The organism is Saccharomonospora sp. NPDC046836 (assembly GCF_040645195.1).
Taxonomy (GTDB): domain Bacteria; phylum Actinomycetota; class Actinomycetes; order Mycobacteriales; family Pseudonocardiaceae; genus Prauserella_A.
Window position 1 is genome coordinate 112,852 of sequence record NZ_JBEYXW010000017.1, and the last position, 22,323, is coordinate 135,174.

Consider the following 22,323-nt stretch of genomic DNA (forward strand, 5'->3'; position numbering starts at 1 on the left):
CCAGGCGGCACCGGCTGGGCGGAGGCGCATGCCCCCGCCCAGCCGGATGGTCGCCTTACTCGCGCGGCTTCTCGCGCTGCTCGTAGGTCTCGATCACGTCGTCGACCTTGATGTCGCTGAACTTGCCCAGCGTCAGACCGCATTCGAAGCCCTCGCGGACCTCGGTCGCGTCGTCCTTGAACCGCCGCAGCGAGTTCACCGGCAGGTCCTGCGCCACCACCACGTTGTCGCGGAGCAGGCGTGCCTTGGCATTACGCCTGATCTGCCCGGAGACGACCAGGCAACCGGCGATCGTGCCGTGCTTGGAGGACTTGAAGACCTCGCGGACCTCGGCCCGGCCGAGCTCGACCTCCTCGTACTCCGGCTTGAGCATGCCCTTGAGCGCCTGCTCGATCTCCTCGATCGCCTGGTAGATCACCGTGTAGTACCGGACGTCGACACCCTCGCGGTTGGCCCGCTCGGTCGCCTTGCCCTGGGCCCGCACGTTGAACCCGAGCACGATCGCGTCAGATGCCGTCGCCAGGTCGATGTCGCTCTCGGTCACGCCGCCGACACCGCGGTGCACGACGTTGAGCTCGACCTCGTCACCCACGTCGATCTGCAGCAGCGACGCCTCGAGTGCCTCGACGGTACCCGAGTTGTCACCCTTGATGATCAGGTTGAGGGTGTTGGTCTCCTTGAGCGCGGAGTCCAGGTCCTCCAGGCTGACGCGCTTGCGCTTGGCCGCGTTCTCCGCGTTGCGGATGCGGGCCTGGCGGCGCTCGGCGATCTGCCTGGCCACCCGGTCCTCCTCCACCACGAGGAACGTGTCACCTGCGCGAGGCACCGACGTGAAGCCGATGACCTGCACCGGCCGCGACGGCAGCGCCTCGGTGACGTCCCGGTTGTACTCGTCGACCATCCGGCGCACGCGGCCGTAGGCGTCGCCCGCGACCACCGAGTCGCCGATGTGCAGCGTGCCGCGCTGGACCAGCACCGTCGCCACCGGACCCCGGCCACGGTCGAGGTGCGCCTCGATCGCGACACCCTGGGCCTCCATGTCCGGGTTGGCCCGCAGGTCCAGTGCCGCATCCGCCGTCAGCAGGATCGCCTCGAGCAGCCCGTCGATGTTGATGTTCTCGCGGGCGGAGATGTCGACGAACATCGTGTCGCCGCCGTACTCCTCTGCCACCAGGCCGTACTCGGTGAGCTGCTGGCGGATCTTCTGCGGGTTCGCGCCTTCCTTGTCGATCTTGTTGACCGCGACCACGATCGGCGCCTTCGCCGCCTGGGCGTGGTTGATCGCCTCCACCGTCTGTGGCATGACACCGTCGTCGGCGGCGACCACGATCACCGCGATGTCGGTGGCCTGCGCACCACGGGCACGCATGGCGGTGAACGCCTCGTGACCCGGGGTGTCGATGAAGGTGATGAGCCGCTCCACGCCCTCGAGCTCGGTCTCGACCTGGTAGGCACCGATGTGCTGGGTGATTCCGCCGGCCTCACCCTCGTGGACCTTGGTCTTCCTGATCGTGTCCAGCAGGCGGGTCTTACCGTGGTCGACGTGACCCATGACGGTCACCACCGGCGGCCGGACCTGCAGATCCTCTTCATCACCGGCGTCCTCGCCGTAGGTGATGTCGAAGGCCTCCAGCAGCTCGCGGTCCTCCTCCTCGGGGCTGACCACCTGCACGTTGTAGTTCATCTCCGTGCCGAGCAGCTCGAGCACGTCCTCGGAGACGGACTGCGTCGCGGTGACCATCTCGCCGAGATGGAACAGCACCTGCACCAGCGACGCCGGGTTGGCGTCGATCTTCTCCGCGAAATCGGTCAGCGAGGCACCACGCGGCAGCCGGATCGTCTCGCCACTGCCCTTGGGCAGACGGACGCCGCCGACGCTCGGCGCCTGCATGTTCTCCATGTACTCCTGGCGCTTCTGCCGCTTGGACTTGCGGCCCTTGCGCGAGGGACCACCGGGACGGCCGAACGCTCCGGCCGTTCCGCCACGGCCACCGGGACCGCCACGGCCACCGCCGGGGCCACCACGGAAGCCACCGCCACCGCCACCACCGCCGGCAGGTGCGCCACCACCGGGGCCGCCGCCGCCGCGGTAGCCACCGCCACCGCCGCCACCACCGGGGCCACCGCGGAAGCCACCGCCGCCACCGCCACCACCGGGTCCACCACGGCCGCCGCGACCGGCACCGGGGCCACCGCCAGGGCCACCACGGCCACCAGGACCGCCGCCAGGGCCACCACGGCCACCAGGACCGCCGCCGGGACGGGCGGGACGGGTCGGCATCATGCCGGGGTTCGGGCGCGGGGGCATGTTGCCAGGGCTCGGCCGGTTGCCACCGGGGGCGCCGCCACGCGGACCGCCCGCCGGACGGTCACCGCCGGGCCGCGGACCACGCTCGCCCTGCTGGCCGCCACCGGGACGCGGCGCGGCCGGACGCGGCGCGGGAGCGCCGGAGCCGACACCGAACGGGTTGTTGCCGACACGGGGCGGCCGTGGACCGGGCTTGGGGCCCGGCTTGGGACCCTGCGGCTTCGGCGGAACAACCGAACCGCCGGAGGGCTGCTGGTCCTGCTTGGGCGGGGCCGCCTTCGCGGCAGGCGCCTGCACAGCGGGCGCCTGCTCGGCCGGGCGCGGGGCAGCCGGCATCGGCCTCGGGCCGGGCTTGGGGCCCGGCTTCGGAGCCGACGATCCAGGCCGCACCTGCGAAGGCGCGGCCGGCTTCGCGACCGGCGCCGTGCCGTTACCGCTGTGCGCGGACGACCGGTGGCCGGACCTGCGGTCCTGCTTGCCATCCTTGCTGGTGAAGGCGTCACGCAGCCGCCGGGCAACGGGTGCCTCGACGGTCGATGACGCGGACTTCACGAACTCGCCCTGCTCCTTCAGCTTGGCGAGAACTTCCTTACTTGTGACACCGAGCTCTTTCGCGAGCTCGTGCACGCGGGCTTTGCCTGCCACTGCTCTCCTCAACTGGTGAGGCCGGGCGGCAATACCCGCTCGACCTCGTCCTATCGTCGCGCGTTCATGGCTTCAGCTTCACGGCTGACTCATGACGGGTCGACCTGCTTCCTTGTTCCGGTTCCGGACCCGGGAGCATCCCGGATCCGCGTTCTGCTCGGCGAGCCCCTCCACGTGACCCCGTACGCCGCCGGTGTCGAGCGTGCCCTGGACCCTCAGCGCCCTGGAAAACGCCCGCCGCCGTTCGGCTTTGGCGAGACACTCTGCGACAGGGTGCACCCACGCACCACGCCCCGGCAGCCGCCGACGTTCGTCGACGACCAGTGCCCCGCCCACTGCGACTACCCGCAGCAGCTCACCGATCAACGCCCGCTGCCTGCATCCGACACAGGTACGAACCGGTACGGCTTCGTCCTGCTGACATGCCGGATTCGACCGCGGGCGTTGCACCACATCCCAGTTTAGCCCGTGGCCCCTCACTCAGCCGAACCGGTTGTCGCCGCGTGTGGCGACGAGTCGGGCGCACCCGGGCGACGCCCGGTGCCACCCTCGGCGGCCGCATCGCTGCGGATGTCGATCCGCCAGCCGGTGAGCCTCGCGGCAAGCCGGGCGTTCTGCCCTTCCTTGCCGATGGCCAGGGACAACTGGAAGTCCGGGACGACGACCCGTGCCGTCTTGGCACGCTCGTCGACCACGGTCACCGATACAACCTTCGCGGGCGACAAGGCATTCCCGACGAAGCGGGCCGGGTCCTCCGAGTAGTCGATGATGTCGATCTTCTCGCCACCGAGCTCGCTCATGACGTTGCGCACCCGCGCGCCCACCGGGCCGATGCATGCGCCCTTGGCGTTGACGCCGGGGACGGTCGAGCGGACCGCGATCTTGGAGCGGTGGCCTGCCTCGCGGGCCACGGCGGCGATCTCCACGGTGCCGTCGGCGATCTCCGGCACCTCCAACGCGAACAGCTTGCGCACCAGGTTGGGGTGCGTGCGCGACAGCGTGATCTGCGGGCCGCGCGCGCTGCGCGACACACCGACGACGTAGGCCTTGATCCGGCTGCCGTGTTCGTAGGACTCGCCAGGCACCTGCTCGGCGGCGGGCAGCACACCCTCCGTGTCGCCGACGCTGACGATGACCATCCCGCGGGCGTTGGCGCGCGCGTCGCGCTGGATCACCCCGGCGACGATCTCGCCCTCCTTGGCGGAGAACTCGCCGTAGGTCTTCTCGTGCTCGGCATCGCGCAGGCGCTGCAGGATGACCTGGCGGGCGGTCGTGGCCGCGATGCGGCCGAAGCCCTCCGGCGTGTCGTCCCACTCCTCGGCGATCTCGCCGCTCTCGTCGAGGGTGTGCGCGAGGACCCGGACGTACCCGGTCTTGCGGTCGATGTCGATCTTGGCGTGCGCCTGGTGGCCTTCGGTGTGCTTGTACGCCGTGAGCAGTGCTGTCTCAATGGCGTCGAGCACAGTCTCGAAGGGGATGTCCTTGTCGCGCTCGATGGCGCGCAACGCCGCGATGTCGACGTTCACTTCGACTCCTCCTTCGATTCAGCACCCTCATCGATCCTGCCGCAGGCATCGGCCTCCAGCAGTTTGAGCTCCTCGGCCGGCGGCTGCCTGAACTCGATCTCGAGGACGGCCTTGGCCACGTCGCCGTAGTGGACGTCGCGGATGGCACCGTCGACGAGTACCCGCGCGGAGTTCTCCCCCGCCTCCCCGACACGGCCGACGAACTCGGCCCCGTCGGCAGGCTTCACGCGGACCTGCCGGTATTTGGCGCGCCGCCAGTGGCGCTGGGCGGTGAGCGGCCGGTCAACGCCCGGCGAGGTGACCTCGAGCGTGTAGGCGCCGACGATGAGGTGGTCGTGGGCATCGAGCACCGTGGAGACCGCCCTGCTGATGTCGGCGACCTCGTCGAGCCCGACTCCGTCGTCGCCGTCGACCACGACCTTGACGAGCTTGCGCCGGCCCGCTTGTTGCACGTCCAGCGCGTCGAGGTCGAAACCCGCGGTCCTGACGGCTTCGGCCACGATGGGCTCCAGCCGGCTGGCGAGTTCGTTGGGCACCGTGATGCTCCCGTAGTTTGTGCGAAGTGGTGGTCTAGCTTATCGTGCCCCCACCCGGTCGCGCCGCGCAGCAGCCCCCGCCTGGCAGGATGGGTTCCTGTGATTTCCCGTGCCCCGCTGACGCGGCGTGACGCTCTGCGTGCGGCAGCGCTCGCCGCCCTGGTCGTTCCCGCGACTGGTCTCGCCTCCGCTTGCACCACCGGCTACGACGACAGCCCCGATCCGCTGCTGCCGCTGCTGACCGGTGCCGAGGCCGACGCCGCGGCGGCGAACGCGCTCGCCGGCTCCGCTCCCGACGTCGCCGACCTCGCCCGGCAGGTGGCGACCGCACGATCCGCCCAGGCGACTGCCCTGCGCGCCGAGGTCGACCGGCTCAACAAGCCCGAACCGGAGCAGAGCACCTCCCCTGCCACGACCGTGCCGGACCTGGCGGCACTGGCCACCCGGCTGACGGAGGCCAGAGACCACGCTGCCGCGCTGGTGCCCCAGCTGCCCGCCTACCGTGCGGGGCTGGCCGGCTCGGTCGCGGCGGGGTGCGCTGCCCTGCAACAGCTCGCGCCCGAACTGGGTGCCGGGCAACCGGGCAAGCTGGAGCGGATCACCCCTGGGCGGCTCGGTGCCGAGGCGGTGAACGCCCTCCAGGGGGCACTCGCGGCCGAGCATGCCGCAATCTGGGTGTACAGCCTGGTGAGCGCGTTCCTGCCGGCCGACTTCAACAGGGGCGTCGACACCGGAACCGCCGCGCACCGCGACCGCCGCGACGCGTGCGAGCGGCTGCTCGCCGCCGCCGGGGCCGCCCCGGTACCGCCCGAGGCCGCCTACCCGCCGCCGGAGCCGGTGACCGATCAGGCCTCGGCGATGCGGTTCGTCGTCACCGCCGAGACGGACGCGGCGACGGCGTGGCACGGCGTGCTGGAGCACACCGGCGACGCGCCGCTGCGCACACTGGGCACCCAGGCACTGATCGGGTCCGCGACCAGGTGCACCAGCTGGCGTATGGAGGCGGGTGAGCAACCAGCCGCGATCGCCCTGCCAGGCCGCGGCTCGGCGCGTGGGTAAAGCCTCAGCGCAGAGTGGTGGACAGGCGGAGCGCGTCGGTTCCGATGCGGGCCAGTAGTGCCTCATCGGTGTGCTCGTCGAAGAACGCGGCCTCGACGATCGTCACCTCGGTGCCGGCGGACCTCGACTCGTACTCGCCCTGCGCCACGTTCGGCGCTCCCGGCAGCTTCGCCGTCCCGTCGCGGATGAGGTCGTTGACATTGCCGGTGCCGTCGGTGTCGGTGATGACCTTGAGCTGCTGCGCTTCGTTCTCGGTGGGCATGGTGACGAGCACGACCGACACGAGCGTCCGCTCGTCACCGGTGCCGGTGCTGTAGAGGGCCCGGGACACGCGCGTGCAGGGGTGCTCGGTAAACCATTCGGCGACATCGCCGTAGGAGTTGCCGGAACAGTCGGTGGAGATGTCCGGGCCTGCGACGGTGGTGTAGGTGAACTCCCCGCTGACGAGCGGGTCATCCGGCATCGGTGTCTCGGCCACGTCCGGCGTGCTCGTGCCGCTGTCCTGGCGGATGAGCCACCACCCGAACCCGGCGACGACGGCGACGGCGAGCAGGCCAACGCCCTGGAGCAGCAACCGCGGCCCGCGCCTCCGCGGCGGACCGTACGGCGGCGGTGGCAGTGATGGTGGCGGTGGCGGCGGTCCTGCCTGCCGTCCGACAGCCGGCAACGGCGCGGTGTCACTCGTCCCGGGGAGGTATCGCTGCTGTCCAGCCACGGACGGTGACCGTAGCCGATTCCGCTCACGCCAGTGCGTCCAGCACCCGCTCGGCATCGTCGGCGGTGTTGAACAGATGGAACCCGACGCGTGCCCTGCCTGCCCGGACGCTGGCGGTGACCCCGGCGGCGGCCAGCCGCTCAGCCGCACCCGGTGCGGCGAGGGAGACGATGGCGCTGTCCTGTGGCGGCAGACCGAGCCCGGCCCGCAGCAGACCGGCCAGCCCGGTGCAATGGACCCGTACCGCGGTCAGGTCGAGCGTGGCCAGGTACGGCAGGGCGACGGCGGCGCCGACGAAGGCCAGCCAGGCCGGTGAGACGTCGAACCGGCGCGCCCCGGCCGCCAGCCGCAGGGGCAGCCCGTAGACCGCCTGCCACGGATCCTCCCCCGCGTACCAGTTGGCCGCGACGGGAAGGCCGCGCTCCAGTGCTCGCGGATGCACGGCCAGCCAGGCCGCGCCCCGCGGGGCGAGCAGCCACTTGTAGGAACCGCCGACGACCCAGTCGGCCCAGTCGAGCCGCAGCGGTAGCCAGCCCGCGGCCTGCGTGGTGTCGAGGAGCACCGCCGTCCCAGCGGACTCGGCAGCGGCTCGCAGCGCCGAAAGGTCGGCCAGCGCGCCGTCGGCGGACTGGGCCACGCTCACCGCTACCAGGTCATGTCCCTCCACTGTGGACGGAATGTCGGCGAGCGGTACCTCGCGAACGCTGACCCCGCGGTGTGCCTGCGCCGCGAACGGGAAGCTCACGCTGGTGAACTCGCCGGAGGCGACCAGTACCCGCGCGCCGTCGGGCAGGCCGGCCGCGACGGTCGCGATCAGCTGCGACACGCTGCCGCCGATGGCCACCCGGTCGGCCGGCACGCCGACCAGCAGGGCGAAGGCCTGCCGCGAGGCGTGGACGGCGGCGTCGAAATCGGGCGGGCTGTCGGCGCCGGTACGCCAACGCTGCACCGCCGCGGCGACCGCGTCGGCGACGGGAGCGGGCGGGATGCCGATGCTCGGGGTGTTCAGATACCCGGCTGGCACGTCGAAGTCCGCGCCGAAGGCATGTCGCATGCCGGCGACTGTGTCACACGCGGCTCGAATCGCTCTCGTCAGCCGCGCGATCGAGGAAGGGGCCGAAGAGGTCGGGCACAGCGGCTTCGGCGAAGGCGAGCCCCTGGCTCTCGCCGACGTCGTGGACGGAGTACCCGCCGGAGCCCGCGGCGGTCGTCGCGGTCAGGGTCAGCAGGCCCTTGCGCCGCTGGAAGATGGACTGCCGCGCGGTCCAGCCGATGACGCCCCTGCGCTGCAGGGCGACGGTGCCGCGCCGCACCGATCCGCTGCGCGCGACGAGGTACTCACCGGCGATTCCGTGCCCGAGGTTGCGGTAGGCGTCGAGCGCGAGCGCGACAGCGATCGGCACCAGCACGACCGCGCTCAGCCACGCCAGGTGCAGCAGGACCTCGACCGACAGCAGCCAGCCGAGCAGCAGCAGTACCAACGCCGGGGCGGCGGCGCCGGCCAGTCCCCACCGGATGCGGCGGCCGCGCGCCGCGACCGGATGCGCGCGTAGCACCACCGCCGCGGTCGGCGACACCGGCTCGCGCAGGACCGCGGCTGCGACCCGGTCGGCCTCGGTACGCGGTGCGGCGGGTAGCAACGTCTTGTGGTCGGTGCTCTCGTTCTCGCTCTGCTTCACCAGGCCGGTCGCGACGGCGTCGACGCGTGCCGCGCCGAGCAGCCGGTTACCCAGCGGCTCAACCAGCTCGACACCACGCAACCGCCGCTCCTCCAAGGAGATCGAGCGCGCCGTCAGCAGTCCCCGCCGCACGCGCAGCGTGCCACCCGGCTCCCGGTCGAGCCGGTACTGCCACCACATCTCCACGAACAGGGCGCTCGCGGCGACCAGGCCGATCACCAGCCCGATCACCACCAGAACGAGGATGGCCACGACCAGCGGCAGCTCCCGCATCCGGTTGAAGGTCCACATGACGACCCCGTCCTGCATGCCGAACCAGTCGGCGACCTGCAGCACGAGACCGAACGCGGCAGCGCCCAGCGTCGGCGTCACGAACGACATGGGCGCGTACCGGATCCACTGTGGATCGAGGGTGGCGAGCCGCCCGTCGCCTGCGTCGCCAAGGGCACCGGCCGGTGTCCTGTCGAGCAGTTCCCGGCGCAGCCGCTCGGCCTCCGCCCTCGCGACCGGGTACAGGCTCAGTGAGCTCTGCCCGGCTCCGGTCTGTTCACCGGTGCCGATCTTGACGTTGACCAAGCGGAACACCCGCAGCAGCGGTCCGGCGGTGAGGTCGACGCTGCGAATGCGCTCGCGGGCGAGGGAGCGCCGGGTGCGGAAGACGATCCCTTTGTTCAGCTGGACGCGATCGGCCAGTACCCGGTACCTCGTCTTGTGCCAGCGCAACAGATCGGCCAGCGCCGCGATCGCGATCACCAGTGCGGCACCGGGGAGCACGATCGCCAGCGCGATCCACAGCGACGTGGCGCGCCCGATCCAGTAGACGGCGGGCACCCCGCCACCGACGCACACCCCGGCTGTGGTGAGTGCGGTGACCACGACGGTGCGCCGGTCGAGTTGCTGCCACCCGACCTCGGTGGTCGTCACGTCGCATCACCGGGGGTCGCCTGCGTGGTCTCGGTGAGCTGCTGCGCCAGGTCGGCGGCGAGCATGTGCTGCAGGCCGGGGATCTTCACCGCGCCCCGCGCCGACGCGGTGGTGACGGTGACCGTTGCCAGGCCGAAGTACTGTTCGAGCGGGCCGCGCTGGGTGTCGACGGTCTGGATGCGCGACATCGGCACCACGCGCCATTCCTGCCAGATCGCTCCGGTACGCGTGTAGACGGCCTCGTCGGTGACCTCCCAGCGATGCACGCGGTACCACCACAACGGCAGCAGCAGCGCCGAGAGCAGCGTGAGCACGGTCAGCACGGCGGCGGGCAGCAGTAGCCAGAACCGGGCGCCGGACAGGAAGACCGCCAGCACGACGAGCACGAGGACTGGAACACCACCGGTGAGCAGAAGCGTGGTCCGCCACCACGGCACGGCCCTGCGGTCCACCTGGTTGCTCGGCGGGCGCAACCGCAACGCGGCGCCCTCCCCGATCGACATCGCCGACACCGCCCCCTCCAGCTGCCCTACGGGTCGGTGGAGGCTAGCACCTCGGCAGGTACGGCACCGTCACACGTCTGCGGGGACCGCCTGCCGATCGGCTGGGGCGGCCGGGGCGGCCAGCGCCTGCCACCAGCCGTCGACCGGTGTCGGCGCCGCGACGGCGATTCGCTCGCCAGGGCGGGGAACCGCCATGGTCACCCCCCGCGCCTTGGCCTCCCGCCAGGCCCGGTCGACCGGGTCGGTCCAGCCGTGCGGGGCGAGGTTGAACGTGCCCCAGTGCACCGGGATCAGCAGCTGCCCGCCCACGTCGAGGTGCGCGGTGACGCCCTCCTCGGGCGTCATGTGAATGTCCGGCCAGCTCGGGGCGTAGGCACCGATCTGGATCAGCGTGGCGTCGAACGGACCGTACTGCCTTCCGATGGCGGCGAACCCGTCGAAGTACCCGGTGTCACCGCTGTAGAAGACACGGTGGTTCGGCCCGGCGATGACCCACGACGCCCACAGCGTGTCGTTGCGGGTGAACGAGCGGCCGGAGAAGTGCTGCCCTGGCGTCGCGGTGATCCGCAGCTCGCCGACCTGCGCCTGCCCTGCCCAGTCGAGCTCGATGATGCGCTCCTCGGCAATCCGCCACTTCCGCAGGTGCGCCCCGACACCGAGCGGTACGACGAACGGCGCAGTCTGGGTGCGTGCGAGTGTCCGGACGGTGGGCATGTCCAGGTGGTCGTAGTGGTCGTGGGAGATCACGATGGCATCGAGGGCGGGCAGTTCCGCCAGCGCATGCGGCACCGGGTGCAGCCGCCGGGGGCCGAGGAAGGGCAGCGGCGACACGCGGTCGCTCCACACCGGATCGAGCAGTACGCGGGCGCCGTCGAGCTCGACCAGCGAGGAGGCATGGCCGTACCAGGTGATGTGCAGCCCCTCGGCCGGTGCGGGCCCCGCGGGCGGCACCAGCGGGACGGCACCGGCCGGATGCCGCTGGTGCTCACCGAAGATGAAGTCGCGCGCCGCTGTGCGCCCGCTGCCGGGCGGTAGCCAGCGGGCCGGGGCGGTGTTGCGGAACGCGCCGTCGCGGAACTGCGGCGAGCGCAGGAGAAGCGTGCCGTCGGGGCGCGCGCCCAGTGCCGGCAACAGGTTCCGCACGGACAGCACCGCCCCCGCCGTGATCAGCGCACCCACGCCGGCCGTTATCGCTGCAGGCAGTCTCGGCATGTCCCTACCCCGTTCGCTCGTGCCTGCCCGTGGCAACGCTCCACGCGGACCCGGTGTTCCCCACGCGAGTCCCCCGCTCCGGCACGCGAGTTGCCCGCTCCGGGGTCAGCCGTGCTGCTCCTTCAGCACCCGGCGCAGTATCTTGCCGGTCGGCGACTTGGGAATGGTGTCGACGAATTCCACGGCGCGCACCTTCTTGTACGGCGCCACGCGCTCGGCGACCCACGCGAGCACCTCCCCGGCGCCGATCCCGCCGTCGGCGACGACGAAGGCCTTCGGCGCCTCACCACCCTCGGCGTGCGGCATGCCGATGACCGCGGCGTCGAGCACGTGCGGATGGCTCAGCAGCACGGCCTCCAGCTCGGCGGGCGCGACCTGGTAGCCCTTGTACTTGATCAGCTCCTTGAGCCGGTCGACGATCCAGAACACCCCGTCGGCGTCCACGCGCGCGAGGTCACCGGTGTGCAGCCAGCCGTCGGTGACGGTGCTCGCAGTGGCCTCCTCGTTGTCCAGGTAGCCCAGCATCACCTGCGGCCCGCGGATGAGCAGCTCCCCCGTCCGGCCCGGCTCGACATCGGTGTCGGTGCCGGGGTGCACCAGCCGCGCCTCGGTGTTCGGTGACAGCCTGCCCACGCTGCCTGCCGGCGTCGCGGCGAACGCGTCATCGAACACCTGGTGGGTCCCGGGGCTCGCCTCGGTCATGCCGTAGCCCTGCCGGATCCGGCAGCCGAGCCGTTTCTCCGCGCGCTCGGTGACCTCCACGTCGAGCGGGGCCGCACCACACAACGAGTACCGCAGCGCCGACAGGTCGTGCTCCTCGACGTCCGGCGCGTTCGCCAGTGCGAGCACCATCGGGGGCGCGAAGTACGCCCGGGTGACGCGGTGCTCGGCGAGCGCCTCGAGGTAGCCCGCCGGTTCGAACCGGGGCAGGGTCACCACGGTCGCCCCGCCCAGCAGCCCGGAGTTGAGGATGATCGTGAACCCGTAGATGTGGAAGAACGGCAACACGGCCGCCTGCACGTCGTCGCCGGTGATCCGCCAGCCCACCCGTGTCTGCGCGAGGTTGGCCACCAGGTTGCGGTGGCTGAGCCGCACGCCTTTGGCCATGCCCGTCGTGCCGCTGGAGAACGGCAGCGCCGCCACCGTCGTGCGGGGGTCGAGGTCGAGCCGCGGCGCGGGCTCGTCCGCGGCCAGCAGCTCGGCGAAGGGCCGCGCGCCGGGATGCTCGCCGAGGACGATGACCTGCTCGATGCCACAGTCCCTGGCGACCTCCAGTGCCTTGGCGGCGACCGGCTCCGCGGCGATCACGGCTGTGGCGCGGGAGGCCCGCAGCTGCTTGCCGATCTCGGCCGGGGTGAACACGGGGTTCACCGGCGTGACGGTGGCCCCGGCCGCGATCACGGCGTGCAGGGCCACCGCGTACTGCGGCTGGTTGTGACTGAGCAGGGCCACGACGTCGCCGGGCCGGATGCCGAGGGCAGCCAGACCGCCCGCGCCCGCCGCGACCGCCGCGGCCAGTTCGGCATAGCTGATGCGCTCGCCGGTCACCCCATCGAGCAATGCCGTCCTGGCGGCGAGGCCGGCCGCGCCGCCGAGGACGAACTCGGTCAGCGTGACGTCGGGAATGTCGATGTCAGGCAGCGGGCTGCGGTAGATCATGCTGACTCCTCGTCGAGTCCCGGGTTCTCAGGCGTAGAAACGCAAAACCGGCTGGGCGACGCAGGCAGGCTTGCCACCGTTCTCGATCTCCAGGACGACGTCGACGGTGAGCTGCATGCCGTTGCCCGCCACCTCCTCGACCTCCGCGACCCGGCCGCCGAGCCGCAACCGTGCCCCGGCGGGCACCGGGGCGGGGAAGCGCACCTTGTTCAGACCGTAGTTCACCTTGGTGGTCACGCCGTCGACGTCGAGCAGGTTGGTCCACAGTGGAATGATGAGCGACAGGGTGAGGTAGCCGTGCGCGATCGTACCGCCGAACGGCCCGTCCTTGGCCTTCTCCACGTCCACATGGATCCACTGGTGGTCGTCAGTGGCGTCGGCGAAGGTGTTGATGCGTTCCTGCGTGACCTCGAACCAGTCGCTGTGGCCGAGGTCGGCACCGGCCAGTGTCTTGAGCTCGTCGAAGCTGACCTTCGTCGTCACTTGTTCTCCTCCAGTCCGAGGACGCGCACGGCGTTGTCCTTGATGATCTTCTGCCGCACGTGCGGCTTGATGTCGAGCTTGGCGAAGTCGCTCATCCAGCGGTCCGGCGTGATGAGCGGGTAGTCGGATCCGAAAAGGACCTTGTCCTGCAACAGACTGTTGGCGTAGCGCACCAGCTGCGGCGGGAAGTACTTCGGCGACCAGCCGGACAGGTCGATGTAGACGTTGGGCTTGTGCGTGGCGACCGCGAGCGCCTCGTCCTGCCACGGGAACGAGGGGTGCGCCATGATGATCGTCAGGTCGGGGAACTCGACGGCGACCTCGTCGAGCAGCATCGGGTTGGACAGGCCGAGCTTGATGCCACCACCGCCGGGCATACCGGCGCCGATGCCCGTCTGTCCAGTGTGGAACAGCGCAGGCACACCGAGCTCCTGCGCCACCTCCAGCAACGGGTAGGCGCTGCCATCGTTCGGCGCGAAGTTCTGGACGCTGGGGTGGAACTTCAGTCCCCGCATGCCATGTCCGGTCACCAGTTCCCGGAAGCGGCGCGCCCCCGCCGCCCCCTTGGCCGGGTCGATGCTGGCGAACGGGATGAGCACATCGGAGTGTTGTCCTGCCGCCTCGGCGATCTCCTCGTTCGACAGCGCCGGATGACCGGTCGCCGATTCGATGTCGACCGTGAAGACGACCGCGCCGATGCGGCGCTGCCGGTAGTAGTCGGCGATCTCGGCCATGGTCGGCGCCCTGTGGTCGGCGCCGAAGTACTGTGCCGAGGCTTCGAGGAAGTCCTCGGGCAGCGACAGGTGACCGTGCCGGTCGATCTCGACGTGCACGTGGACGTCGATCGCGTCGAGCGTGGTGTGGTCCATGGTTTTCCTCCCGCGCTAGGCCGACGGGGGCTCGGGCAGCTTCTCGCCGACGCTCTGCGGCTCGGCACCCACGGTGGTGGACCACACCTGCGCGATCGCGTCGGCGCTCCACCCGCCGTCGGCGTAGGCCGCGGCGACCTGCTGCGGATGGGACCACAGCGAGAGCCGGTCACCCCCGATACCGATGGCCTGCCCGGTGACCTCGGCCGCGGCGTCGGAGGCGAGGAAGGCGACGAGCCCGGCCGCGTCCTCGGGGCTGCCGAACGCCAGCGCCTTGCGGGCGAACGGCGGCATCGGCTCACCGTTACGCAGCGCGTCGACGTAGCCCTTGAGCGCGGGGATGGTCTCGGTCATGGCGGTCGCGGCGACGGGGATGATCGCGTTGACGGTGATGCCGGCGCGCGCCAGCTCCATCGACCAGGTCCGCGCGAACGCGGCGATGCCCGCCTTGGCCGCCGAGTAGTTGGTCTGGCCGAAGTTGCCGCGCTGCCCCGCCGGCGAGCCGACCAGGATGAGCCTGCCGCCCTCGCCCTGCTCACGCATGTGCTGCACGGCGGCGCGCGCGCAGGTGAAGGTGCCCCGCAGGTGGACGTTGATCACCGTGTCGAAGTCGTCGTCGGACATCTTCCACAGCACCCTGTCACGCAGCACGCCGGCGTTGGTCACGAGCACGTCCAGCCTGCCGAACTCGGTGACCGCGCGAGAGACCAGCGCCTCGGCGGCCTCCGTGCTGCCCACCGCCGCGACCTCGGCAACCGCGGTGCCACCGGCGGCACCGATCTCCTTTGCGGCCGCCTCGGCGGTCTCGGCGTCGACGTCGTTGACCACCACCCGGGCGCCTGCGGCCGCGAGCTCCTTGGCGTAGGCGAGGCCGAGCCCGCGACCACTGCCGGTCACGATCGCAACCTTCCCGGACAGGTCCATCTTTGCCGCCTCCTTGCGTATCAGGGTTCCTGACACAAAGATGTACCCATCAATCGTTCGAATTGTCAACTATTTAGGTCCTCATCGAGTTCGCTGGCAGAATGGAGCGACGCAGCCGAGCAAGGAGGAGTCATCGCCACCACAGAGCCGACACCGACGGGCCAGGTCGGATACCTGCTCGCCCGCGCGGGCGGGCGGGCGATCCGCAACCTCAACCGCGCGCTCGAGCCGTACGGCCTGCGCAGCAGGCACTACACGGTGCTCTCGGCCTCCGCCGAGCGCGGCGGGCTGTCCCAGCGCGAGCTCGGCGAGGTGCTCGGTGTCGATCCGAGTGCCGTGGTGGCGCTGGTCGACGACTTGGAGCGATCCGGGCTGGTGCGCCGCGACCCACATCCCGACGACCGGCGTACCCGGCTGGTCGTCGTGACCGACCGTGGCACCTCAACGCTCGCGGAGGTGGGCGAACTGGCCCGGCGCGCCGAGGACGAGCTGCTCGGTGCCCTCTCCCGCGCCGAGCGCCGCACGCTTGCCGAGCTTCTTCAGCGCGTCGGCTTGTGAGCAAGGAACGTTCGCAACCGGCGTAGCGGCCAGGTGTTGATGACGTCGGCGGCCGTGAGCCAGCCACGCTGGGCGGTGCCGACGCCGTAACGCACCAGGTCCAGATGCGGTTCGGCGTGCGCATCGCTGTTGATCGCGAACATCACCCCGTAGCGCCTGGCCAGCAGGATGTCCTCGTCGCGAAGGTCGAGCCGGTCGGGCGCCGAGTTGATCTCCATCGCGGTTCCGGTGCGTGCGCAGGCACGGAACACCTCGGCCAGGTCCACGTCGACCGGCAGGCGCCTGCCGATGAGCCGGGCCGTGGGGTGGCCGAGGATGTCGACACAGGGGTTCTCACAGGCCCGGACCAGGCGCCGGGTCATGGTCGCGCGGTCCTGGGTGAAATGCGAGTGGATGGACGCGACGCGGATGTCGAAGCCGCGCAGGAAGTCCTCCGGCCAGTCCACATCGCCGTCCGGGCCGATGTTGAGTTCGGTGCCGTGGAGCAACCGCAGCCCGTGCACCGTGCCGTCGAGCTCGCGCACCCGCCGGCGCTGGGCCAGTACCTTCTCGTCCGACATGCGCTGCATGGGCATGTCCGGGGCGTGGTCGGTGATCGCGTAGTAGTCGAGGCCCCGCTGGGCCGCCGCGTGCACCATGTCCTCGAGCGAGGCCACACCGTCGGTGAGGTCGGTATGCGTGTGCAGGTCACCACGCAGGTCGGCCTCGGTCACCAGCTCCGGCAGCTCACCACGCAGTGCCGCCTCGATCTCCCCGCGGTCTTCCCGCAGCGGCGGCGGGATCCACGGCAGGCCGAGCCGGTGGTAGACCTCCTCCTCGGTCTTGGAGACGATCAGCGCACCGGTCTCGGCGTCGAAGATGCCGTACTCGGAGAGCTTGAGCCCCGCTTGCACCGCCATGACGCGGGTACGGACGTTGTGCGCCTGCGAGCCGGTGAAGTACTGCAGGGCCGCGCCCCAGGCATCGAGCGGGACGACGCGCAGGTCCACCTGTAGTCCTTTGGTGGTGCGCACCGAGGTCTTCTTCTCCCCCGCCGCGATCACCTCGTCCACAAAGGACATCGAACGGAACGCGCGCATCAACGGTTCGGAGTCCTTTGCCGCCGCAAGGATGTCGACGTCGCCGATCGTCTCCCGGAACCGGCGCAGCGATCCGGCGTACACACAGCGCTCACAGCCGGTGACGGCGGTCAACTCCGCGATCACCGCATCGGCTACGTCCAGCGCGACGTTCAGCAGCACCCTGCCGCCTGCCTGGCGCAGCAGGCGAACGCCGTGGAGGATGTTCTCCTCAGTTCTCGGCCCGAAACCCTTCAGCCCACGCAACCGCTCCGCCTCGATCGCCTCGACGAGCTGGTCGACCGAGGTGATGCCGAGGTCGTCGTGGAGCACCGCGGCCTTCTTCGGGCCGAGCGTGGGGATCGCGATGAGCTCACGGACCCCGGCGGGCATCGTCGCGCGGACCTCCTCGACGGCCTGCACGCTGCCGGTCGCGAAGTACTCGACGATCTTGTCTGCGATCGACTTGCCGACGCCGGGAATCGCCCGTAATGCCTTGCCGTCGAGAGTGGAGACGTCCTCGTGGTACCCGCCGATGGCGCGTGCGGCCTTCTCATAGGACCGCACCTTGAACGCGTCACCGCCGGTGATGGCGAGGAGGTCGGCGTACTCCTGGAGCAGTTCCTCGACCTCATCGTTCGGCCGGGCCATGACCCCAGCGTAGGTGTTTCAGCTGTAGTGCGCCCCGATACCCGCCTGCCCAGGGGCGACCTGCGGCTGCAGTACCAGCTCGGTGTCGTAGTCGCCGCCGTCCTGATGGCGGAACCGGATGGGCTCGGTGGTGGGCAGTGCGGCCAGCCGCTGCCGCAGGTGCTGCGCCGCGAGGGTGAAGTCGGCCCCGGTGGCCCGGTCCGCGCCGTACACGGCGACCGGCGGCAGGACGGACATGCCGGTGTACCAGAAGATCCCGTGGTGCACGGGGAACAGCACGTCGTGCAGCTCGCCGTGGATACCGCGCGGACCGAAGGACGCCTCCCTGGCACCGATGGTGGTGACCACCATGGCCCGCTTGCCGGCCAGGCCCCCGTCGCCATAGCGCAGCGTTCGCCCGCTCACCGGATCCTTGACACCGAACGCGAACCCGTTGACGAACACCCGGTCGAACCAGCCCTTCAGGATGGCGGGCATCCCGAACCACCACATCGGGAACTGCACGACGAGCGTGTCCGCCCACGCGATCCGCTCCTGCTCCGCAGTGATGTCGGAGCTGAGCCGGCCTGCCACGTGTGCCTGCTGGGAGGCTTCGCCGACGAGCAGTCGCCGCTCCGGATCATGGTCGAAGTCGCCGCCATCGACCACCGGATCCCACTTCATGGCGTAGAGATCGGACACGCACACGCTGTGGCCGTCCTCGGCCAGCGCGCGGACGCCCATGTCCTTCAGCGCACCGTTCAGCGAGCGCTGTTCCGGATGAGCGAATACCCACAACACGTTCATGGACACGATCGTGCGCGTACAGCCGGATCATGACGAGTGACCTGTTGGACATCATGTGAAAGAATCGGGCCATGACACCGCACCGCGTGGCCGTCCTCGTCCGGCACGGCGTCATGCCACTCGAGCTGGGGCTGGTCCACCAGCTGTTCGGTACGGCCCGCTCCGCGGCGGGCGAACCGCTTTACGACGTGGTGACCTGCACGCTCGTCCCGGGTGCGGTACGTACCGACGCCGACTTCGCGATCCAGGTCACGCACGGACCGGAGGCACTGGAGGACGCGCGCACAGTGGTCGTCCCGGCAACGCACGAGCCGGACGACACCGAGACCGAGGGCCGGCTCGGCGCCCCGCTGGCGGCCGCATTCGCGCGGATCCGGCCAGGCACCCGCCTCGCCTCGATCTGCACGGGCGCGTTCGTGCTGGCGGCCGCCGGCCTGCTCGACGGGCGCCGCGCCACCACTCACTGGCAGGCCGTGGAGCGGTTCCGCCGCCTGTACCCGGCCGTCGAGCTCGACCCGGACGTCCTCTACACCGACGACGGCGACATCCTCACCTCCGCGGGCGAAGCGTCCGGAATGGACCTGTGCCTGCACCTGATCCGCCGCGATCACGGCGCAGCCGTGGCCAACGACGTGGCACGGCGGACCGTCGTGCCGCCGCACCGGGACGGCGGCCAGGCACAGTACATCCCCCGGCCGGTGGCCGAGCCCGGCATCTTCGCCACGGGCGCGGCCAGGGCCTGGGCCCTGCAGCAACTGCACCGGCCGCTGTCACTGCAGGAGCTGTCCGGCCGGGCGGCCATGAGCGTGCGGACGTTCACCCGCCGCTTCCGGGAGGAGGTCGGGCTCTCACCGGGACAGTGGCTCACCCAGCAGCGGCTGGAACGGGCACGGCAGCTCTTGGAGGAGACCGACCTGCCGGTGGAACGCGTCGCCGAGGATGCCGGCTTCGGCACGTCGGCCTCTCTGCGCCAGCACCTGCACACTGCGCTCGGCGTGTCACCGAGCACCTATCGCGGCACGTTCGGCCCGCGGAATTTCCGTGGAATGAAAAACGTTGTCGGATTGGGAAGAGGTGACAACGATTGGCCAACGCCGCATTGACCGCACGCCGGCGGCGCGCCGGCGACGGTGACACCACCGATCTGGTTCGAGCCTACCTCGACGAGATCGGCAAGACGCCGCTGCTCACCGCAGCGCAGGAGATCGAGCTGGCCAAGCGGATCGAGGCGGGTGTGTACGCCGCCGAGCTGATCCGGCAGGCCGACGCCGGTGGCCGGGCGCTGGCGCATCCCCGCCGGGAGTTGGAGGCACTCGCCAGGGACGGCGCGCTCGCCAGGGACCACATGATCCGCGCCAACCTCCGCCTGGTCGTCACGGCCGCGCGCAGGAGCAGGAACACCGGGCTGCCGTTGCTGGACGCGATCCAGGAGGGCAACCTCGGCCTCATTCACGCCGTCGAGAAGTTCGACTACGCCAAGGGATTCAAGTTCTCCACCTACGCCATGTGGTGGATCCGGCAGGCGATTCAGCGCGGCAACGCCTTCCACAGCAACACCATCCGCCTGCCCATGCACACCGCCGAGCAGCTCGCCAAGCTCGACCGGCTGCAGCGCACCCTGACAGCGCGGGACCAGCAGGAGCCCACCGTGGAGGAACTCGCCGCGGCGGCCGGGCTGACCGTCGAGAAGGTGGTGGAGCTTCGGCGGGCCGGGCAGCCGAGCGTGAGCCTGGACGTTCCGGTCGACGACGACGGCGAGCTGCGGCTCGGCGACCTGGTGACCGCGGGTTCGGTGCCCGGTGTCGCCGAGGCGTTCGAGAACGCCGAGCTGGCGGCGGAGCTGGACGTCGCGCTGGGCGGTCTGGCACCGGCCGAGGCCACGGTCGTCTCGCTGCGCTACGGGCTGACCGACGGCAGGACGCACAGCGTGCCGGATGTCGCCCAGCGCCTCGGGATCACCCGCAAGCGGGTGCGCTCGCTGGAGGAGCGGGCGCTGGAGCGGCTGCGCGATCCCGAGCACAGCGGCCCGCTGCTCGCCTGGGCGGGCTAGAGTCACCTCCGCGCCGGGGGTGCCCCGCGTTGTCCCAGGTCATAGGATCGGCTCGTGGATCTGCCCGTGATGCCGCCGGTGAAGCCGATGCTCGCCACGCTCGTGCGCGAGCTGCCGCGCGCGCCGGGGCTGCTCTACGAGCCGAAATGGGACGGGTTCCGCTGTGTCGTGTTCCGCGACGGCGCCGAGATCGAGCTCGGCTCGCGTAACGACCGCCCGCTGACGCGGTACTTCCCCGAGCTCGCCGAGCTGCTGGCCGCGGCGTTGCCTCCCCGCTGCGTCGTGGACGGGGAGATCGTCATGGTCACCGGCTCCGGCCTGGATTTCGACACACTGCAGCTGCGCCTGCACCCGGCCGCATCGCGCGTCCGCAAGCTCGCGGCCGAGACGCCGGCCAGCTTCGTGGCGTTCGACCTGCTCGCACTGGGCGACGACGACCTCACGCGGCAACCGTTCCGGCAGCGCCGCCGGGCACTCGAGGCCATCCTCGGCACCGCGCCGTCGCGGGTACACCTCACACCGCTCACCGCCGATCCCGACGTCGCGCAGGACTGGTTCACCCGGTTCGAGGGGGCCGGGTTCGACGGGGTGATGGCGAAGTCGCCCGAGTCGCCCTATGAGCAGGATCGCCGCGTCATGTGGAAGGTCAAGCACGAGCGCACCGCCGACTGCGTGGTGGCCGGGTTTCGCTGGCACAAGGACGGCAAGGGTGTTGGTTCACTGCTGCTCGGCCTCTACGACGACACCGGCACCCTGCACCACGTCGGCGTCGCGAGCGCGTTCACCGCGGCCCGCCGCGCCGAGCTCGTCGGCGAGCTGGCGCCGCTGCGGGAGAACGCGCTCGCCGGCCATCCGTGGCACGCCTGGGCCGACGCACAGGCGCAGGCCGGTGGCCGCATGCCCGGCGGGATGAGCCGGTGGAGCGCAGGCAAGGACCTGTCGTGGGAACCACTGCGGCCGGAACTGGTCGCCGAGGTGCGTTACGAGCACCTGCAGGCGGGGCGGCTCCGGCACGGTGGCAGGCTCGTCCGGTTCCGGCCGGACCGCCTGCCGGAGTCGTGTACGTATGCCCAGCTGGACGAGGTGCCGCCCGCCGAGCTGGCGGCACTCTTCGCGGAGGTGCCCTCCCCATGACCGAATCGGTGAGCCTCGACGTCGGCGGCACCGAGGTTCCGGTGTCCAATCCGGACAAGGTGTTCTTCCCGGAACGCGGCGAGACCAAGCTGGACCTGGTGCGCTACTACCAGGCCGTCGCCGGGCCGCTGCTCACCGCGCTCGGCGGGCGCCCGCTGCTGATGGAGCGCTACCCCGCGGGTGCGGGCGGCAAGTCGTGGTTCCAGAAGCGGGTGCCGAAGGCGGTGCCGGAGTGGCTGCGCACGACCGTCGTGTCGACGCCCAACGGCACCACGAGTGACGCGCTCGTCGCCGCCGACCTCGCGCACATCGTGTGGGCCGTCAACCTCGGTTGCCTCGGCTTCCACGTGTGGCCGTACCGCGCCGCGACCCCGGAGGTCACCGACGAGCTGCGGATCGACCTCGATCCGTCCCCCGGTGTGTCGTTCGAGCAGGTCCGGCAGACGGCCTGGCACGCGCGGGAGCTGCTCGGCGAGCTGGGCATCGAGGCGTTGCTGAAGACGACCGGCTCCCGCGGTCTCCATCTCTACGTGCGCCTGGAACCGCGCTGGGACGGCTACGAGGTGCGCGCGGCGGCGGTCGCGCTGGCCCGCGAGCTGGAACGCAGGCACCCCGACCTCATCACCGCCCAGTGGTGGAAGGAGGAGCGCGGCGCCCGCGTGTTCGTCGACTTCAACCAGAACGCTCCACACAAGACGGTGTTCGGCGCGTGGTGCGTGCGGCCACGGACCGGCGCGCAGGTGTCGACCCCGATCGGCTGGGACGAGCTGGACGGCATCGAACCCGGCACGCTCACGATCGCCACCGTGCCCGCACGCGTGGCCGAGCACGGCGACCCGTGGGCCGGCGCGGACGAGCGGCCCCAGTCGCTGGAGCCGCTGCTCGCCTGGTCCCGCCGCGACCTGGCCGGCGGGCTCATGGACGCGCCGTGGCCGCCGGTGTATCCCAAGCAGCCCAACGAACCACCGCGGGTCGCCCCGAGCCGCGCCAAGCGCACCTGAAGTTAGCCCGCTGGTTGCCCGCGCTGAGGGACGCGGAGGCCCG

Annotated in this window: 21 protein-coding genes; 6 read left to right on the top strand and 15 right to left on the bottom strand. The window is 71.0% G+C overall.

Annotated elements, in window-relative coordinates:
* Positions 1–55 precede the first annotated feature (55 nt).
* The 4 genes from infB to rimP all read right to left on the bottom strand — a co-directional run bounded on the left by infB (position 56) and on the right by rimP (position 5,015).
* Entirely contained in the window at positions 56–2,953 is a 2,898-nt protein-coding gene (infB, locus tag ABZ863_RS20270) for a translation initiation factor IF-2 (RefSeq protein ID WP_358537780.1), read from the bottom strand.
* Positions 2,954–3,031: 78 nt separating this feature from the next.
* A complete protein-coding gene (locus ABZ863_RS20275; protein WP_358537783.1) occupies positions 3,032–3,433 on the bottom strand; it encodes a YlxR family protein in 402 nt (133 codons plus the stop codon).
* Complete coding sequence (gene nusA / locus ABZ863_RS20280) at positions 3,430–4,479, bottom strand: transcription termination factor NusA (protein ID WP_358537785.1); 1,050 nt, start codon at positions 4,477–4,479, stop codon at positions 3,430–3,432. The genes ABZ863_RS20275 and nusA overlap by 4 nt, the downstream gene beginning before the upstream one ends.
* A complete protein-coding gene (rimP, locus tag ABZ863_RS20285) occupies positions 4,476–5,015 on the bottom strand; it encodes a ribosome maturation factor RimP (protein WP_358537787.1) in 540 nt (179 codons plus the stop codon). Before rimP ends, nusA begins: the two co-directional genes overlap by 4 nt.
* A 99-nt stretch (positions 5,016–5,114) precedes the next feature.
* Between rimP and ABZ863_RS20290 the strand changes: the two genes are divergently transcribed.
* Positions 5,115–6,074, top strand: coding sequence for a ferritin-like domain-containing protein (locus ABZ863_RS20290; protein ID WP_358537789.1), 960 nt, complete (start codon positions 5,115–5,117; stop codon positions 6,072–6,074).
* A 4-nt stretch (positions 6,075–6,078) separates the two neighbouring features.
* Here the strand turns inward: ABZ863_RS20290 and ABZ863_RS20295 are convergent, their stop codons facing one another.
* The 9 genes from ABZ863_RS20295 to ABZ863_RS20335 all read right to left on the bottom strand — a co-directional run bounded on the left by ABZ863_RS20295 (position 6,079) and on the right by ABZ863_RS20335 (position 15,042).
* Positions 6,079–6,789, bottom strand: a complete 711-nt coding sequence (locus ABZ863_RS20295) for a hypothetical protein (RefSeq protein ID WP_358537791.1) — start codon at positions 6,787–6,789, stop codon at positions 6,079–6,081.
* Between the two features lie 25 nt (positions 6,790–6,814).
* Complete coding sequence (locus ABZ863_RS20300) at positions 6,815–7,843, bottom strand: aminotransferase class V-fold PLP-dependent enzyme (RefSeq protein ID WP_358537793.1); 1,029 nt, start codon at positions 7,841–7,843, stop codon at positions 6,815–6,817.
* A 13-nt stretch (positions 7,844–7,856) separates the two neighbouring features.
* Entirely contained in the window at positions 7,857–9,392 is a 1,536-nt protein-coding gene (locus ABZ863_RS20305) for a PH domain-containing protein (RefSeq protein ID WP_358537795.1), read from the bottom strand.
* Positions 9,389–9,895, bottom strand: a complete 507-nt coding sequence (locus tag ABZ863_RS20310) for a PH domain-containing protein (protein WP_358537797.1) — start codon at positions 9,893–9,895, stop codon at positions 9,389–9,391. The genes ABZ863_RS20305 and ABZ863_RS20310 overlap by 4 nt, the downstream gene beginning before the upstream one ends.
* Positions 9,896–9,964: 69 nt before the next feature.
* Positions 9,965–11,107 (bottom strand): MBL fold metallo-hydrolase, encoded by a 1,143-nt coding sequence (locus ABZ863_RS20315; protein WP_358537799.1) that lies wholly within the window; start codon positions 11,105–11,107, stop codon positions 9,965–9,967.
* Positions 11,108–11,212: 105 nt separating this feature from the next.
* The gene (locus ABZ863_RS20320; RefSeq protein ID WP_358537801.1) at positions 11,213–12,766 is read right to left on the bottom strand and encodes an AMP-binding protein; all 1,554 of its coding nucleotides are present in this window, start codon (positions 12,764–12,766) and stop codon (positions 11,213–11,215) included.
* Positions 12,767–12,793: 27 nt separating this feature from the next.
* Positions 12,794–13,249 (bottom strand): MaoC family dehydratase, encoded by a 456-nt coding sequence (locus tag ABZ863_RS20325; RefSeq protein ID WP_358537804.1) that lies wholly within the window; start codon positions 13,247–13,249, stop codon positions 12,794–12,796.
* On the bottom strand, positions 13,246–14,118 hold the full coding sequence (locus ABZ863_RS20330; RefSeq protein ID WP_358537807.1) for an amidohydrolase family protein: 873 nt from the start codon (positions 14,116–14,118) through the stop codon (positions 13,246–13,248). Before ABZ863_RS20330 ends, ABZ863_RS20325 begins: the two co-directional genes overlap by 4 nt.
* Before the next feature lie 15 nt (positions 14,119–14,133).
* Positions 14,134–15,042 carry an SDR family NAD(P)-dependent oxidoreductase gene (locus ABZ863_RS20335; RefSeq protein WP_358537810.1) on the bottom strand — a complete coding sequence of 303 codons (909 nt, stop codon included), beginning with the start codon at positions 15,040–15,042 and terminating at the stop codon, positions 14,134–14,136.
* A 237-nt stretch (positions 15,043–15,279) separates the two neighbouring features.
* On the opposite strand from ABZ863_RS20335, the gene ABZ863_RS20340 reads away from it, so the two are divergent.
* Entirely contained in the window at positions 15,280–15,600 is a 321-nt protein-coding gene (locus tag ABZ863_RS20340) for a MarR family transcriptional regulator (RefSeq protein ID WP_358537883.1), read from the top strand.
* Here the strand turns inward: ABZ863_RS20340 and polX are convergent.
* The gene (polX, locus tag ABZ863_RS20345) at positions 15,582–17,309 is read right to left on the bottom strand and encodes a DNA polymerase/3'-5' exonuclease PolX (RefSeq protein WP_358537813.1); all 1,728 of its coding nucleotides are present in this window, start codon (positions 17,307–17,309) and stop codon (positions 15,582–15,584) included. The two genes, ABZ863_RS20340 and polX, sit on opposite strands and share 19 nt — an antisense overlap.
* A gap of 18 nt (positions 17,310–17,327) precedes the next feature.
* A complete protein-coding gene (locus ABZ863_RS20350; RefSeq protein ID WP_358537816.1) occupies positions 17,328–18,095 on the bottom strand; it encodes an NAD(P)H-dependent oxidoreductase in 768 nt (255 codons plus the stop codon).
* A gap of 71 nt (positions 18,096–18,166) precedes the next feature.
* Here ABZ863_RS20350 and ABZ863_RS20355 point away from each other — a divergent pair, with 71 nt between their 5' ends.
* Genes ABZ863_RS20355 through ligD form a run of 4 tightly spaced genes read left to right on the top strand, consistent with a single transcriptional unit; the run spans position 18,167 to position 22,280 of the window.
* The gene (locus tag ABZ863_RS20355) at positions 18,167–19,198 is read left to right on the top strand and encodes a helix-turn-helix domain-containing protein (RefSeq protein WP_358537818.1); all 1,032 of its coding nucleotides are present in this window, start codon (positions 18,167–18,169) and stop codon (positions 19,196–19,198) included.
* The gene (locus tag ABZ863_RS20360) at positions 19,180–20,145 is read left to right on the top strand and encodes a sigma-70 family RNA polymerase sigma factor (RefSeq protein ID WP_358537821.1); all 966 of its coding nucleotides are present in this window, start codon (positions 19,180–19,182) and stop codon (positions 20,143–20,145) included. Before ABZ863_RS20355 ends, ABZ863_RS20360 begins: the two co-directional genes overlap by 19 nt.
* A gap of 54 nt (positions 20,146–20,199) precedes the next feature.
* Positions 20,200–21,279 carry an ATP-dependent DNA ligase gene (locus ABZ863_RS20365; RefSeq protein WP_358537824.1) on the top strand — a complete coding sequence of 360 codons (1,080 nt, stop codon included), beginning with the start codon at positions 20,200–20,202 and terminating at the stop codon, positions 21,277–21,279.
* Entirely contained in the window at positions 21,276–22,280 is a 1,005-nt protein-coding gene (gene ligD / locus ABZ863_RS20370; protein WP_358537827.1) for a non-homologous end-joining DNA ligase, read from the top strand. The genes ABZ863_RS20365 and ligD overlap by 4 nt, the downstream gene beginning before the upstream one ends.
* Positions 22,281–22,323: the final 43 nt, after the last annotated feature.

Excerpts from the sequence above, each read along its gene's own strand:
- ABZ863_RS20300 (WP_358537793.1), bottom strand. The coding sequence starts at position 7,843 with ATGCGACATGCCTTCGGCGCGGACTTCGACGTGCCAGCCGGGTATCTG.
- ABZ863_RS20310 (WP_358537797.1), bottom strand. The coding sequence starts at position 9,895 with ATGTCGATCGGGGAGGGCGCCGCGTTGCGGTTGCGCCCGCCGAGCAAC.
- ABZ863_RS20315 (WP_358537799.1), bottom strand. The coding sequence starts at position 11,107 with ATGCCGAGACTGCCTGCAGCGATAACGGCCGGCGTGGGTGCGCTGATC.
- ABZ863_RS20320 (WP_358537801.1), bottom strand. The coding sequence starts at position 12,766 with ATGATCTACCGCAGCCCGCTGCCTGACATCGACATTCCCGACGTCACG.
- ABZ863_RS20330 (WP_358537807.1), bottom strand. The coding sequence starts at position 14,118 with ATGGACCACACCACGCTCGACGCGATCGACGTCCACGTGCACGTCGAG.
- ABZ863_RS20335 (WP_358537810.1), bottom strand. The coding sequence starts at position 15,042 with ATGGACCTGTCCGGGAAGGTTGCGATCGTGACCGGCAGTGGTCGCGGG.
- polX (WP_358537813.1), bottom strand. The coding sequence starts at position 17,309 with ATGGCCCGGCCGAACGATGAGGTCGAGGAACTGCTCCAGGAGTACGCC.
- ABZ863_RS20350 (WP_358537816.1), bottom strand. The coding sequence starts at position 18,095 with ATGAACGTGTTGTGGGTATTCGCTCATCCGGAACAGCGCTCGCTGAAC.
- ABZ863_RS20355 (WP_358537818.1), top strand. The coding sequence starts at position 18,167 with ATGACACCGCACCGCGTGGCCGTCCTCGTCCGGCACGGCGTCATGCCA.
- ligD (WP_358537827.1), top strand. The coding sequence starts at position 21,276 with ATGACCGAATCGGTGAGCCTCGACGTCGGCGGCACCGAGGTTCCGGTG.